Genomic DNA, 14,930 nt, shown 5'->3' with positions numbered 1-14,930 from the left:
TATTAATCGTATCAGTAATGAACCTCAAACTATTGGAGGATTGTTTAAAGATTTAGAGTGTGAACTCTCAACTTTGGCTATTGCTATGAAAACTTTCATTGCTATTCTTGAGGAAGTAGCTAAAATTGATGATATTGTAAATAGAAATGAAGATTTAACCTCTATTATCAGTGTCTTACAGGATGTTACACAGAAAATGCTTGGATTTAGGTGCGAAAGTTAAGTTAGAGTATCTTACTGATAAAAAACGATTATTGCAATGGAAAGAGTTTTTGGAAGTACCATTATCAAGACAGTCTAATGTCAAAAAAGATATAATTTAAAAAATTACAAATTGAGGTGTAGTGATGGCATACAAGCACGACTATGACAAAATTTTAACAAGACTTACAGTTATTCTTTCCAAGTTAAATGATGGAGAGGCACTATCCGTTAAAGAATTGGCCAAAGAGTTTAATACCAGCGATAGAACTATACAAAGGGACTTTAACGAACGACTAATCTCTTTTCCAATCTATCAAGAAAATAAAAAATGGAAAATGCAAGATGGCTTTAAAGTAGAAAAAACTAAATCACTAGAAGATGAGATTGTTTTAGACATTATAGAAAAAATCACCGAAGGCATCGGAGGAAAATTTTCTACAAGGGCGCATAAGCTTCTTTCAAAAATAAAGAACGAAGATTTTAATCCTATATACACAAAATTAAATATTGAAGATGTGTCAGATAAGTTTAGTGATATACAAATAATCGAAACAGCCATTAAAGAAAAGAAAGAGATAGAATGCTCTTATGATGATCAGAAACATCCTGTATACAAAACTACAATCCAGCCATTAAAGATAGCCAACTATGAAGGGTTTTGGTATTTAATAGCATTAGGGGAGGAGACTCTTAAAAAATACTATTTAAAAAATATTTCAAATTCAAAATTAACAAACAAGACATTTAAAAGTGATGAAAAATTAGAAAACCTATTGGATAACTCCATATCAATTTGGTTTCAAAAAGACATTGAACCTTTTGAGGTAAAAATCTATGCTAACAAAACAGCAGCTAAATATTTTAGTAGAAGACCTCTTCCGATGCAAAGTGTCGAATCATTAGGCCAAGACGGTAGTATGGAGTTTGTTATAAAAATTACTCATGAAATGGAGATTCTACCTATTATTAAGTATTGGATACCTCATTTAAGGGTTATAGAACCTCAGTGGATACAAGACATAATCGATAATGACCTCTTAGAATACTCGCAACAATTGACGGGAAAATAGATATGGCTTATGATTTAAAAAACAAGCTTGTTGTGGCAGTTAGTTCAAGAGCACTCTTTGATCTTGAAACTGAAAATAAAATCTTTGAAGATAAAGGTTTGGATGAGTACTATAAGTATCAGCTGGAAAATGAGAATAGTCATCTTGAAAAAGGCACTGGTTTTAGACTTATTGAGAATCTTTTAAAAATAAATAAATACTTTAGTGAAGAAGATAAGCAAGTTGAAGTAATTATTCTCTCTAAAAACAATGCAGCTACTAGTCTTAGAATTACAAATGCAATCAACAAACATAAGTTAGAAATAGTTCGCTCCGGTTGGACAAGTGGAAATGACATATCTAACTACCTGAAAGCTTTCAAGGTGGATTTATTCCTTTCAGCCGATGATAGTGATGTTATAAACGCCATACAAAATGGTGTGGCAGCAGCGAAGATACTTCCTTCTCATCAAGATGTACACAACTCGTTGGGTGATCAAGTACGCATAGCATTTGATGGTGATGCTGTACTATTTTCCGAAGAATCAGAACTTGTTTATAAAGAACATGGATTGGAAGCTTTTATTGAACATGAAAAAGAAAATGTAAATAATCCTATGAAGAAAGGACCTTTTGCAAAACTCTTACTTACTATTGCCTCAATACAAAAGAAATTCAAAGATGAAGAATCTCCAATACGAACATCTTTAGTTACAGCTAGAAGTGCTCCAACTCATGAAAGAGTAATCCAAACACTAAATGTTTGGGGTGTTAGAATAGATGAAGCTTTCTTTTTAGGTGGAAGCGAAAAGTATGAAATATTAGAAGCCTTTGGTGCTGATATATTTTTTGATGATCAAGATGTTCATTTGGACCTATCGTCATCAGTCGTTCCAAGTGCCAAGGTGATTCATAGGAGTATTGAAGAATTTAAGAAGTAGCTATATGAGTTACCTAAATCCCTTCTTCCATTTAAAAGTGACCAGACATAAAGATGTCGGGATTGTATATTATACTTATACAAATCAGGGGGAACAATGAGAAAATTAACACAAGAAGAATTAGAACAAGAGTTTAATAAAATTATAGCTCTTTACGAGAATGATATTAATTTAGATAGAGAAGATTTAAAGATACTAATAGAATCCTCTTTTGATAAAATATATTACTATGCTCGTCTAAAAATAAAGATAGATACAAATAACTCAAATGAAGCTGTTTTAGCAATAAAAGAATTGAAAAATTTAAATAATCACAAGATGTGTATCATTCATTTTAGTATCCATCCAGATTGTTCTCTTCATGTTTTAGGAAATATTATTGAAATTATTTCAGATACTGCAGATGAAGAAGTGGAAATGATATACGGAACTACTAGTGATAAAAACTACCCTCTTGATTATGTAGAAGTTAAAATATATGCAGCTTGACTTGAGGTGACTTGATGAAATTTCTATGGTTAAAAGAAAAATAATCTGATTGAAAATGAAAGAGCGAAGTCCAGATACATTTGAAACTCTAATGCATTGGGGATAAAGAGAATAAATAGTAAATATTCTTTCAAAATGTTACACAGCAACAGTCTAATCTACTTAAGTTGTATGATAAATGATTGATATTAATATCTTTAACTATAATTCAATTATATACTTAATCTAAGAATAAATTTTAATTACAATTTTTAAGGATGAATATGGCAAAACCACTAATCTTTCAAATAGGTTCAAATGAGTATGACTTAGAACCATTAAAACTAGATAGAAAAAAACTCTATGGTTCTAGTGAAAAAATCGCACTAGACAATGAAGATAACATATGTAACGCTGTCTCTCTATATCCAGAACTATCAATGCTAATCCCAAAAGGTGGTACAGCACTTGGAAGTGTTAATATTCAAGGCAATTGGATAGAAAAATCTGATATGAAATATATTAATGAAGATGGAACAGATGCTACTATTGTTTCTTCTAGCTTTGATGCACCTATTGAACTCTCATCTACAGTATCTATTGAACATTACTTAGAACATAACATCACATCAATTTATTCACTTCAAGGCGAAGAGAACCATCCAGACTTTGTCAAAGCAATACAAGAGCAAAAAGAAGTTTATACATTTGAATTTAATTATAGAGCTGACTATGAAGGCGATCCTGCATTTGTACTGGAAAATGATGGAGAAGTATTTGTTTTAGTTGGTAAGAAGATTGAATTTGAATTTATTGGTCTTAACGATGAAGGCACACTTGATAGTGAAGATGAAGAGATTGAAGAAGAAGTTGAAGATGACTTTGACTTCTCTATGATGTAAGGTCTAATATGAAAAAAATAAATATAAGTAATGCTAACAAACGAGATGCAATATTAGGCTTTGAAGCAAAACCAACGAGAGCAAAAGTTACACAAGTACTAAAAGATGGTACTGCTAAGAATAATGTTAAACTATTAAAAACTACCCCTGAAACAGATATGAGTACACTCGCAGCTCAATATGAAGACTTAGAAGACCTATCTCAAGCAATAATAAAAGATGACGTAGATATAGACATAGAAATAATAGGTAAGAAAGTTGAAGGTCTAAAAAAAATATATGTAGATGAAAATAATAAAATAGTATTTAACATAAAGATGATTGAAGTCATAAAAGATAAAGATGGTGTAGAACAAAAAAGAGAAGCTTTAGTCTCAAAAGCAGCGAATATATCAATTGAGAATCTTCCTATAAAATGGAGTGGTAAGCTTATGCCAAAAGCAGCAGCTATTAAAAAGTTTGCCTTTGCAAAACACTACCAAATAAGACATGTAAATGGGCTGACTTATGACTTCTTGTATGACATGGCAAAAGAGTTATCAGATAAAGATGGTTTAATGTTTGTAGGCGGTGGAGAAAAAGGCAATGAACCTTTAGTAGTTACTACTGGTGGTACACCCTATAGAGGATTTTTAGAGGGTAGAATAAAAGATGATAAGTATATGCTTATCCTTCATTTAACAAACCTAGAGCTAAAGGAGTTTAACGTATGAATCAATTAATTATAGATGAAGCAATCACTTATAAAAGAAAAGTAGCTGGTTCATTTCAATCAATAACTCCAGAAGATATAAGTTCAAAAATAGCAGGTACTGAATTAATAGTAACTACTAAAATAGATGGAGAGTATAACTACTTATATTTTGATGGACAAATTGTAACTTTAATAAATAGTGGTGGAAATATAAAAACTAAGCTTCCTATTTTAGATGAAGTAACGACTATGCTAAAATCAAAAAATATAACATCGTTAAAAGCAACTGTCGAGCTACATACAACAAACTCAGATAGATGTAGAGTATTTGATGTAATGAGTGCTTTAAGTAGTGATATGGATGCTCTTAGTGTCTCAGCATTTGATTTGCTTGAGTTAGATGGTCAAGAGTATATTGAGAATGACTACACTAAAGTTTTAGTAAAACTGGATGAACTGTTTGATGGAAAAATAGTGTCACAAAAGACACTAGCAAAGCAAGAGTTACAAGAGTACTTTGATGATATAGTTGTATCTAAAAGCCAAGAGGGACTGGTAGTACGGAGTACTGAGTTCCCAATCACTTATAAACTAAAACCTTTACATACTCTTGACATGGCAGTAATTGGCTATACAAAAGAAGATGAAAAAGTAAGAGAACTACTTTTATCTGTTATGGATGAAAACAATAACTTTATCCAAGTAGGTATAGTAGGAAATGGTCTTGATGAAATGCTAAAAACATCTCTATATGAAAAACTAAGTAAGTCTCATATTGATTCAAGTTATTTAGAAGTAGATAAAAGAAAAGTAGCCTTTCATATGGTAAAACCTGAAGTTGTTATGGAGGTGTCTGTAAATGAACTTTTAACAGAAAACTCAAAAGGTACTATCAAAAAACCATTTATATCTTATGATGAAACTGATGGATATAGTTTAAGCTCTATTGTACCTTCAGTTAGTCTTATCCATCCAGTTATAAAAAGAGTAAGAGATGATAAAAGTGTAAATAATCATGATGTGAGATTGTCTCAAATTACAGAGATAGTTTATATAGATGATTCAGAAACTAGTGCAAATGATTTACCAAAGAGTGAAGTTATATTTCGAGAGGTTTATACAAAAGCATCCAAAGGTAAAACAAATGTTAAAAAGTTTATGATTTATAAAACAAATAAAGAGACTCTTGACGATAGCTTTCCTGCTTATGTGTTTTATAGTGCAGATTTTAGTCCAACAAGAAAAGACCCTATGAAAAAAGATATTCGCATTTCAAACTCAAAAGAACAGATTGAACTTTTATGTAAAGAGTTTATGGAGGCGAATGTAAAAAAAGGTTGGGAACAAGTTTAATTTTAATAAACAAGACATAAAGATGTCTTGTTACAATATATAATATATGTATCGTTTGACTTTAAAAGTACTTTATGAGTATTTTTAAAATCAAATATAATTTGATAAAATTTATTACCAAGGAAGAAGAATGAATATCAGCGGAAGAATGAAAGTAAAAACATTAAGAAAAGAGTTTAAAGAAGAGTTTGGATTAGTTCTAAGAGTATATGAAGGTAGAAGTTTTGCAGAAGATGATTCAACATTAGCTTCAATTAGAAAAGGCGATTCTAAAGGTGGTGAGTTTTCTCCAAAAAAGAATACTAAAGTAGGGAACCTAGAAGATAAAATACAAGATATGTTTGGTATTAAAACTCAAATAGCAGGAAGTGATGATAGTTACCTTTGTGATAATGATTTAACATTAAAAGCAGCGTTAGAAGAAGATGAAAAGAAACTACTTAAGAAAGAGAAAAAAAGCAATAAAAAAATTCCTGAAAACAATCTATCTGATTCGCCAGTTGAAAGTTCATCATTGGAATTAACTGATGAAGAAAAAGAGTGGGTAGAAGAGTATGCGGATGAAGATGCACCTGAAAACGTAAGATATAGTAGGAATTTTATGCTAAAAGCTATAGATACAGATGAAGATTGGCTTGAATACACTTCAGATGAACTTAAAAATGATAGAAGTATTGTGTTCCTAGCAGTAGAAAAAAATGCCGAATCTTTAAAGTATGCTTCAAATAAACTTAAAAATGATAGAGCTCTTGTGCTAAAAGCAATAGAAGAAGATGGTTCAGTTTATGAATATATTTCAGATGAACTTAAGAATGATAAGGAAATTATTTTTTTAGCAATGGAAGGAAGTACTAGAGTAATTGAATATTCGCCTGATAATATAAAGTCAGATGTTTCTATTGCCTTAGAATCTATAAAGCTAGCAAACGACAAAAATAAAGATAATATATTTGATAATCGTTTAAATAATGGAGAGATTGAATCTTTTGATGCAAAAATATATGAAGATGAAAAAGTTATAAATGAAATATGTTCCGTATCACTTAGCCCTTTCTTATTTAGCATCTCAGAAAGGGGAGGACTCTCTGAAAATACATTAAATACTTTAATGAAATATAGCGATACTATATCTAAAGCCTTAAAAAATGATTTTAATACCAGACTTGAATATGCTAAGAATGTAGTAAATAAAGATTGGCCAGTTGATGAAAAAATTACAGAATGTAAAGTCGTATTTCATTATTATTGTGCGCATAGCTTCATTAATTTTGACAAAGACTTTAATTTAGGGGAAGGGACTGATTTTGATTCTAATCTAACTGTAAAATTAGCAGCTACAATTAGAGATGAAATAGTAGTACCATTACAAGAACAGATAAACTCTTTTGAGGATGGAAATGCTTTGATGGGTAGTATTTATAAAAATCATGATAATGCAGATTTATTTAATGATTATCTTCATGATGAACTAAAAGCAAATGAAATCGCTAATCTTCTACTTAATCATATTGATGCAGCTAGCATAAGTGATATTTCATATGCATGTATCAGGGGCGAAGATTGGTCTTTAGAAGATGACTGTCCGGATATTTATGAATCACTTATTTCAGCTATAGAAAAAAAGATTACAACTGGAGTAGAGGGATATAATGCAATACTTAATACAGATGAAGTGTTTTATGCTTCGATTGCTAGTTTCTCAACTGATTTCAAAGAAAATTTATTAAAATTTATTAATGATATGGATGATGATGAAAAAGAAGAGTATTACTTAGATGATATTTTAGAGTATTTAGAGGATTGATTGATCTTGATCCGTTTTTTAGAAGTAATGGGGCGTTGATTGAGATGTTTTTACTAATGAAATAATTGCTTAAATCGTGATACATTCTAATATATAAATTGAAAAAAGGAAACGTAAATGGATACAAAAGTAACAACTATCAAAATGCGATTTATATTACGTAATGAAAATGAAATTGTTATGCCTATGGATTCAAATAGTGAAATCAAAACATTTTTATTTAAAGTTGAAACCTCTTTCTTTGAAGAAGTGAAAAAGTATGATGATACATTTTCTAGCGAACAGCTATTTGAGGAAATTGTTCATAGTTTACATTTTAATGAATTTTTAATTCAGCTTTTTTATGAAAATTATGATGTGTTTCTTGCATCAATGACATTTGAATTAGATACAGAAGAATATTTTGTAAGCGATGTTGGCGAAGAATACTCCTACTGGATAGATAAAGGTAGTCCCAGAATAATAATAGGTGAAGACTATGGACTCATTGAGATGGATATATATCAGTTTGATAATTATGCACACGATTTTGGAATGAATAAAGAAAATTTAGAATTTAAAATATCAACAAAGGAAATTACTTAATGGCTAAATATATACTATTTGACACAGAAACAACAGGAAACCAAGAGGAAGATAGAATCATTCAAGTAGGTGCGATGATAGTCGATGCCAAAGGTGAAGTTGAAGTTTTTGACGAACTTTGTAGCACTGTTTTACCTATTAAAATAAAGGCTATGGTTGTTCATGGTATCACTCCTAATTTGATAGAGGGTAAAGATGTATTTACTGAAACAAATTTTTATAAAACTCTCCAAACTTTAAACAATCAAGATTGTTATGGTTAAATAAATGACAGCAGGGAATAGTATTGGAATCTATGTGCAAAAGTTGAGAACATTAGTTAATGCTTTTAAAATCACAAGCGATAAGCCAGTAAGTGAATCAAGAATAGGTCTTCCCTAAATAATTATGCTAAACTTATCGTTATGAATACTAAACAAGAGATACTAGATTTTTTAAAGCTTAATCACTCATATATTATGGAAAAATATCACATCACTAAGATAGGGTTATTTGGATCTTTCGCAAGAGACGAACAGACCCAAGATAGCGATGTTGATTTATTAATTGAGCTTGAAGATGGTATTACAGATATTTATGACTTGAAAATCTCACTTAATAACTACTTATCTGATGCATTTGAAAGAAGTGTTGATTTAGCAAGAGAAAAATATCTGAAACCGTATGTAAAAGAGTTAATATTAAAAGATGCTATCTATGTCACATAATGTAAAATTTGATCTATTATCTTTAATCGAAGCAATTGATAAAATAGAATTGTATTCTCAAGATTCTGCTAATGCTGATGACTTATACCACAATCAAAAAAGCTTTGATGCGTCAATGATGCAGTTTGTTGTAATAGGCGAAGTTATTTCTAGACTTGATGAAACTTTTAAAGAAGAGCACAGTGATGTTCCATGGCAAAAAATAAAAGATTTTCGAAATATTATTGCCCATGATTACTTTGGTATTGATGCGGACGAAATCTGGGATATCATTCAAAACAAAATTCTTCCATTGAAAAGTGATATTGAACTACTGGTTAAGAATATAGACAAATAATTAGTTAACTCAATTTGGTTAACATAAGGTATATTCTCTTTAAAATAAATACTGCTCTCTTCATCATTAAATCTGAGAAAAATGCCATCAATGATACAATTAGAGAAGATAAATACATCAAAAAATGATACAATTAGACCATGGTAACATATCATCAAGAAAAAAAGTGGATTTGGGAAGGTCGTAATTTTCCTAACTTTGTCTTTGAAAATATCAGCTTAGATACACTAAATTACAAATTTGGTCAATTAGACATGGTTGAGAAGTTTATGAATGAAGATGACACAAATCAACTCCAATTAGAACAACTCTTAAATGAAGCACTCTCCACTTCAGCCATTGAGGGTGAAACACTCCAACGATCTTCTGTAAGATCTTCTATCAATAAAATTCTCAAGCTTGGACTTGAAGATGACTATAGTTATACAAGAGAATCGGATGCACTGATAGAAATCTTAATTGATGCAAAAACAAATAAAGAGCCTCTCAATAAACAAAGAATATTAAAGTGGCACAAAGCTCTTTTTCCAACTGGAAGCTCAGGACTACGAGATATAAATGTTGGTAGCTACCGAACAGATACTGAAGATATGCAGATAGTTTCAGGTGCTTGGAACAGAGAAAAAGTTCACTATATAGCACCAGCATCTTCTAATATAGAAGAGCTTATGTATGAATTTCTTCTTTGGCTCAACAGTGATAGTGAGTTAGGTAGCATCTATAAAGCTACAATTGCTCATCTGTACTTCGTGCTCATACACCCTTTTGATGATGGAAATGGAAGGATAGCAAGAGCAATAACTGATTATGTTCTTGCGGAGTCATCGTTTGCAAATCCTAAGTTTTACTCTATCTCAACTATTATCTACCAAAAGAGAAAAGAATATTATGAGGTACTCGATAAGGTTTGTACTCAAACTAATCAAGATATATCACTATGGATACAATGGTTTTTACAACTACTAGAAGAATCAATCGATTCTACACTTGTAGCAATAGAAGCTGTCCAAGTTAAAGTAAAGTTCTGGAACAGACACAGAGAGACAAAACTTAATGAGAGGCAAAAGAAAGTGATTTTTAAGATGCTATCGTATCTTCCTCAAGAGTTTGAAGGTGGGATGAAAGTGCAAAAGTATATGAGTATCACAAAGAGCACTAGATTAACAGCAAGTAGGGATTTATCTGATTTAGTTTCAAAAGAGATAATGTCTAATCATGGAAAAGGTAGAGGTGTATACTATAGTTTAGTACTTTAAGCATACTCATACAAGGTTAGAAGAAGTTGGAAAAGAGGAGGACACCCCTCCTCTCATTAAGGTATAGATGACCTAAAATTCAAAAATATCTCGAGACCGTTCAGAGTTTTGTGTCAGTAACGATAGTCATTAAACTAATATCATAGTTCAACAATTTAATTTGAGACTTAGAGATAGCCCCAAAACCTACTGTTTTACTAAGCAAATCAAAATGAAGTTTGACTTAATATGATCTTCTTGTTACAATAATATCAGTAGCATTGATTTAAACACAGTGATGAAATTTTAAAATGAGTATTACTTAGGAGCATTTTATGGATGAATTTGTTATAGCCTTATTAGATTTAAAATTTTACTCAGATTTTAGTGATGTTACCCTTGAAGTTTTTCTAGAAAAGTTTCAGGTTGTCTTATTTATATCTTTAGGAATAGGGTACTTTTTTACTACAAAATTAGGTGACAAGTTTATTGATAAGTATGGGGATTTATTTTAGTCTAAATTACTGTCTTAAATATTCGGGCCATTATAGTTAAATCTCTATATACTCTTATTTTGGAATACCTTTTTTCAGTTATATTTAAAATGAGGGGAAAGTACCAGAAGATACAGTTCTAGTAACTATCTAGTTTACAGTGACATTCCAGTAATGGAACTATTTCCAAAACTATAATCAAGTAAATTAAAAATCAATAGTCTATTTAGTACAATAAATACCGATTTTTTCATAGGGCATACAATATTGACTTTAGGTGCGATAGTATGTATAATTAATGCAAACGAAAAAAAGGATACGAAGTGGAAACAGCTTTAGAAATTATACAATTTGTAGTATTTTTCATTGCTGTAAGCACTGTAACCTATCAGTCTTTCAAGCTTAAAAAACCACATTCTCACAAATAAATCCAAATATAATCAGAATTATTCATTTTTAAAAACTGATTTAGTTAAAAGAATATCTTATTGCATAAAGAACAAAATATTTCTCAAAAAGAGTTATGCAAAAACATTGGTATATCAAGAGCAACATTAAGTTCATTTAAAAACGGAATACGCATTGATATTGGATTAAAAAGGTTTTAATTTTTAGAAAATGCTCCAAAACCTACTGGTTGTTGACCTATCTAAAAGCTTTATTAGGATGAGGAAAGTTATAATATGAAGTTAGTATTTTTGATATAAAATCATTTATATCAAAATAGCCATTAATTTTATATTTTTATAACTACAAGTTTTAAAGAATTATTCATGATAAAAATAACAATAAATTATTTAAAATATAAAACTTTCTCAACATCATTCCCAAAAGTCACATTTGGAACAATAAGAGCCTGTTTGGAATCTTGTTTCAGAGTTAGTTTCACATTCGGAACAATAATATTTAAAAGGTAAAAAAAAGTAAATCCCCTCTGGAATAATCTCACTATCAAAAATAAAGGATAGCAAGATGAAAACACTTTCACAAAACCAAGAGGCATTTAAAAATGAGATACTTGTTAAAGATGCTATTAGCATAATCACAGAAGAAGAGCTTGAGTACAATTCAAATGAAAAGAGTAGCTTTATTATATATAAAAGTATTAATATCTCTATTGTAGACACCCAATACACAATTGAACACGACTCTAAGACTATTAAAGATTTAACTGTTAACCAATTATTAAATTTTATATTGATAAAAACAATTGAGAAAAAAGGCTTAATTCATTTGATAACTTCTTTTACCAAAAGGTTTAAAATGAAACGATTTAAAGCTATTAAAGACTTAAATGAAGAATTGAAGAAAATGCCCTCTAAAAATATTGATGAGAGTAAACTTAAGAAAACATTTGAAAAATTGAAAACAGAATTAAAAATTGAGAAAGACATAAGTATATTAAGCAGTCTATATCTTCAACCATTTAAACTGGAATATGTATCGACAGAAGATGGACTAAAGCACTATTTCAACTTAGAAAAACAAATCTTAGAAAAGAAAGATGGCTATTGTAAATTAGTAGAGAAAAGAGATAATAAGCTTGTAGTCATTAAATCATTTGGTAAAGTATCTAGTGTAGATAAAAGAGATCTAAATATGCTATTACTGTTAGTAAGGTTAACTCAATATTTTTGGAAAAATAGAGAACTCTATTCTCTAGAAATTAGTATGCTACAGCTTTTAAAATAATGAGAAGTGTAAATATAAGAAATAAAGAGCATATTCACTAATTGGTTAGCATAAGTTATGTAAAGTAGTTACTATCAATCATATACTCTTATTCATCTAAATCAAGCCATCTACTAATAACATTTAAATGCTTTTGAGCTGATTCAAAAAACCATTTACTAGAGCTTTAAACTATTTGAATCTGTACTCTTTTACCAATAGCTGCTAAAGCTGTTTCTATAGTAGCTAAAGTAATAGAGTTGTTTAGAGGATCAAGAAGTCTTGTAAGTGAACTTCTGCTTGTGCCCATCCTTTTAGCCATTTCTGTTTTTGTGATGTGTTCCTCTTCCATGGATTTTTCCACTTCAAAAGCAATCACTCTTTTAATAGCTGTAGCATCTGATTGGGCTAATATATTTTCTTCTTCTAAAAAATCATCAAAAGAACTTCCAATTGCATTTTTATTTAATTTCATTTTATATCCTTCGCTCTTTTAAGAGCTAAATCAATCTCATTTTGTGGTGTTTTTTGAGTTTTCTTGATAAAACCATTCAGAAGCACCATATAGCTATCAATAATTGTAAAAATAACCCTCGCTATACGTTTATGAGATATATTACTTCTGACTTCATAAAGGCTATTGCCTAAAGATCGTGATACTGGCATCCCTATTGGCCAACCATACTCAACAGTTTTAATATCAGAACCTATACTCTTTTTATCTTCTAAGTCTAAGGATATAAGCCATTCTCTTACAGGTTCATTACCAGCAGGAGTTTTATAAAAAACAACTTGTATTTTTTTATTCATACATAATTGTACCTTTTTTGGTTCAAAAAAACAAGGCTGTTATATTAACTATTACAATTATTAAGCAATATTTTCATCATAACTAATTGGTCCATTAGCTTTATATTAGCCTCTTTAAGAGCTTTATTATCTTGGCGTAATTTGTGAAGTGCATTATCCTTTTCCTGTACTACTTGACGAAGCTCATTAATATCTGTTTTACTTTCAATATGTGCAGATCCCTCAAATAAACTTTTATAATTAGCATAGATATTTGCTCTACTAAGACCAGACAAGGTAGCTACTTTAGATACTGTAACCTTTTCTCCTAATACTTGCAGATGAAATAGAAGTACCGGATGTTCTATGTCCAAAGTGTGGTAATGATTATTTCATTGATTCTAAAGAATGGGAGAGTGGCTCTGCTACAAAAATATGGAAACAGTTCTTCTGGGAAAGAGCAGAGAGTGTAAATGATAATGCATGGGGAGTTGAATTATATTTTCATATTCCAAGGTACTCTGAAACAACTCAGAAAATAGTTATAGAGAGACAAAGCCTATTTGAAGCACTCTTGAGTAAAAGAGCAGGGAGCAAGGCTAAGTTACAATATAAATATCCAATAATTACTAAATATAGTCTGTATATGGATGAACGTATACAAGAGATTAAAAAGCTTTTAGTTAATGATGCGAAAGAGTATTTATTTCAAAATTTGTTTGAAAATAAGCCAAATATAATAGACTGGATTGAAGAAGTGGACATAAAAAACTTAGATATTGATCAAAAGTTTAGGTGTCTACAATATTTTTTAGGTCACAGTCACTTAAAAGAGATGAATATGTTTCATTGGCAAATGAATATGCTCCAAACATTCACACTAGAATACCAATCAGAGCAAAAAATGCTTCAATTCATTATAAATAATAAAGAAGAAAAATCAATAAAAAAAGCTTTTTACATAACATATGAAAATTCATTAAAAGTAACAGGTTATTACCCTTACAGTGATTTTGTATTTTCTAGAACAATAGATGATAAGAATTTTTTAACACAGCTCTTGTCAATATATCCAGCAGTAAAACAGCATATCTTTTCAGATGAAAACTTTTCTAATGCTATAGAGTTTATTCACTTTTTAAAGCTTCACTACACAGAAAAACAGATAGTAAAAATATTTCTAATGGAAATGCAAGAAGAACAAACAAAGAGTAGAGCATTATCGCACTGGATAGATACTCTAAGACTCATGCAGATAGCTGGTATGTTTGAATATTTAGAAGAACATTTTTGGAAGGTAAAGCGTAATACAAAAAATTTACACGATGAAATTACTAGAATATCTCATTTAGCGGCATTTGACAGAGGTGATCATAGTACTTTAGTGTATAAGTCTCATCAAAATTCAGTTGAAGTTGCCGTAGAAGATTTAGAGTTTAGATTACCTGTTGATACCGTAGAGTTAAGTGAATGGGCAAAAGAACTTCATAATTGTATGTTTGGGTATGTCAATACTATTAAGAGTGGAAGATCTATTATATATGGAGTATTTAGAGCAGATGAACTTCTTTATGCTATAGAATTAAGAGCAGTGAAAATTGCTCAAGCACTTGGCAAGTTTAATCGGAAAATAGATGAAGTTGATATGGATATCATTAAAAAATGGCATAATGAGAACTATATAAAAAGTATAACTA

General features: G+C 30.1%; 20 protein-coding genes. 17 read left to right on the top strand and 3 right to left on the bottom strand.

All coding sequences use genetic code 11. From position 1 onward, the window contains the following. The 16 genes from HOG88_RS05925 to HOG88_RS05855 form a co-directional block, all read left to right on the top strand. Window positions 1–223: hypothetical protein (locus HOG88_RS05925; RefSeq protein WP_295004197.1), on the top strand; the 223-nt coding region annotated here is incomplete at its 5' end. A 124-nt stretch (window positions 224–347) separates the two neighbouring features. Then, entirely contained in the window at window positions 348–1,274 is a 927-nt protein-coding gene (locus tag HOG88_RS05920) for a YafY family protein (RefSeq protein WP_295004195.1), read from the top strand. A gap of 2 nt (window positions 1,275–1,276) precedes the next feature. Beyond that, window positions 1,277–2,194: a 5'-nucleotidase gene (locus HOG88_RS05915; protein ID WP_295004193.1), complete on the top strand. Its 918-nt coding sequence runs from the start codon at window positions 1,277–1,279 to the stop codon at window positions 2,192–2,194. A gap of 96 nt (window positions 2,195–2,290) precedes the next feature. Next, a complete protein-coding gene (locus HOG88_RS05910) occupies window positions 2,291–2,683 on the top strand; it encodes a hypothetical protein (protein WP_295004191.1) in 393 nt (130 codons plus the stop codon). A gap of 263 nt (window positions 2,684–2,946) precedes the next feature. Continuing rightward, the gene (locus tag HOG88_RS05905) at window positions 2,947–3,564 is read left to right on the top strand and encodes a hypothetical protein (protein WP_295004189.1); all 618 of its coding nucleotides are present in this window, start codon (window positions 2,947–2,949) and stop codon (window positions 3,562–3,564) included. Between the two features lie 8 nt (window positions 3,565–3,572). Continuing rightward, window positions 3,573–4,277, top strand: a complete 705-nt coding sequence (locus HOG88_RS05900) for a hypothetical protein (RefSeq protein ID WP_295004187.1) — start codon at window positions 3,573–3,575, stop codon at window positions 4,275–4,277. Next, entirely contained in the window at window positions 4,274–5,611 is a 1,338-nt protein-coding gene (locus HOG88_RS05895; RefSeq protein ID WP_295004185.1) for a hypothetical protein, read from the top strand. Before HOG88_RS05900 ends, HOG88_RS05895 begins: the two co-directional genes overlap by 4 nt. Window positions 5,612–5,741: 130 nt before the next feature. Next, window positions 5,742–7,415, top strand: coding sequence for a DUF4116 domain-containing protein (locus HOG88_RS05890; RefSeq protein WP_295004183.1), 1,674 nt, complete (start codon window positions 5,742–5,744; stop codon window positions 7,413–7,415). Between the two features lie 117 nt (window positions 7,416–7,532). Further along, complete coding sequence (locus tag HOG88_RS05885; protein WP_295004181.1) at window positions 7,533–8,000, top strand: hypothetical protein; 468 nt, start codon at window positions 7,533–7,535, stop codon at window positions 7,998–8,000. Then, window positions 8,000–8,263, top strand: coding sequence for an exonuclease domain-containing protein (locus HOG88_RS05880; RefSeq protein WP_348653172.1), 264 nt, complete (start codon window positions 8,000–8,002; stop codon window positions 8,261–8,263). Before HOG88_RS05885 ends, HOG88_RS05880 begins: the two co-directional genes overlap by 1 nt. Window positions 8,264–8,404: 141 nt before the next feature. Next, the gene (locus HOG88_RS05875; RefSeq protein ID WP_295004179.1) at window positions 8,405–8,707 is read left to right on the top strand and encodes a nucleotidyltransferase family protein; all 303 of its coding nucleotides are present in this window, start codon (window positions 8,405–8,407) and stop codon (window positions 8,705–8,707) included. After that, window positions 8,688–9,044, top strand: a complete 357-nt coding sequence (locus HOG88_RS05870) for a HepT-like ribonuclease domain-containing protein (RefSeq protein ID WP_295004177.1) — start codon at window positions 8,688–8,690, stop codon at window positions 9,042–9,044. Before HOG88_RS05875 ends, HOG88_RS05870 begins: the two co-directional genes overlap by 20 nt. 140 nt (window positions 9,045–9,184) lie before the next feature. Further along, window positions 9,185–10,300: a Fic family protein gene (locus HOG88_RS05865; RefSeq protein ID WP_295004175.1), complete on the top strand. Its 1,116-nt coding sequence runs from the start codon at window positions 9,185–9,187 to the stop codon at window positions 10,298–10,300. A gap of 314 nt (window positions 10,301–10,614) precedes the next feature. Beyond that, window positions 10,615–10,794: a hypothetical protein gene (locus tag HOG88_RS05860; RefSeq protein WP_295004173.1), complete on the top strand. Its 180-nt coding sequence runs from the start codon at window positions 10,615–10,617 to the stop codon at window positions 10,792–10,794. A 467-nt stretch (window positions 10,795–11,261) separates the two neighbouring features. Then, a complete protein-coding gene (locus tag HOG88_RS11905) occupies window positions 11,262–11,381 on the top strand; it encodes a helix-turn-helix domain-containing protein (protein ID WP_367234694.1) in 120 nt (39 codons plus the stop codon). Window positions 11,382–11,745: 364 nt separating this feature from the next. Then, complete coding sequence (locus HOG88_RS05855; RefSeq protein WP_295004171.1) at window positions 11,746–12,465, top strand: hypothetical protein; 720 nt, start codon at window positions 11,746–11,748, stop codon at window positions 12,463–12,465. A 166-nt stretch (window positions 12,466–12,631) separates the two neighbouring features. On the opposite strand, the gene HOG88_RS05850 is transcribed toward HOG88_RS05855, so the two are convergent. The 3 genes from HOG88_RS05850 to HOG88_RS05840 are packed head-to-tail and all read right to left on the bottom strand — an operon-like array spanning window position 12,632 to window position 13,607. Next, complete coding sequence (locus HOG88_RS05850) at window positions 12,632–12,919, bottom strand: XRE family transcriptional regulator (RefSeq protein ID WP_295004169.1); 288 nt, start codon at window positions 12,917–12,919, stop codon at window positions 12,632–12,634. After that, entirely contained in the window at window positions 12,916–13,254 is a 339-nt protein-coding gene (locus tag HOG88_RS05845) for a type II toxin-antitoxin system RelE/ParE family toxin (protein ID WP_295004167.1), read from the bottom strand. The genes HOG88_RS05850 and HOG88_RS05845 overlap by 4 nt, the downstream gene beginning before the upstream one ends. Before the next feature lie 44 nt (window positions 13,255–13,298). Beyond that, the gene (locus HOG88_RS05840; RefSeq protein ID WP_295004165.1) at window positions 13,299–13,607 is read right to left on the bottom strand and encodes a hypothetical protein; all 309 of its coding nucleotides are present in this window, start codon (window positions 13,605–13,607) and stop codon (window positions 13,299–13,301) included. A gap of 272 nt (window positions 13,608–13,879) precedes the next feature. Here HOG88_RS05840 and HOG88_RS05835 point away from each other — a divergent pair. Continuing rightward, window positions 13,880–14,930, top strand: a 1,051-nt coding sequence (locus tag HOG88_RS05835; RefSeq protein ID WP_295004164.1) for a PcfJ domain-containing protein, incomplete at its 3' end; no start/stop codon positions are given.

The sequence above is a fragment of the Sulfurimonas sp. genome (assembly GCF_018698455.1).
In the GTDB taxonomy this organism is placed as follows: domain Bacteria; phylum Campylobacterota; class Campylobacteria; order Campylobacterales; family Sulfurimonadaceae; genus Sulfurimonas.
Note: the sequence above shows the minus strand (reverse complement) of the source record. Positions and strands in the feature narration are given on the sequence as shown.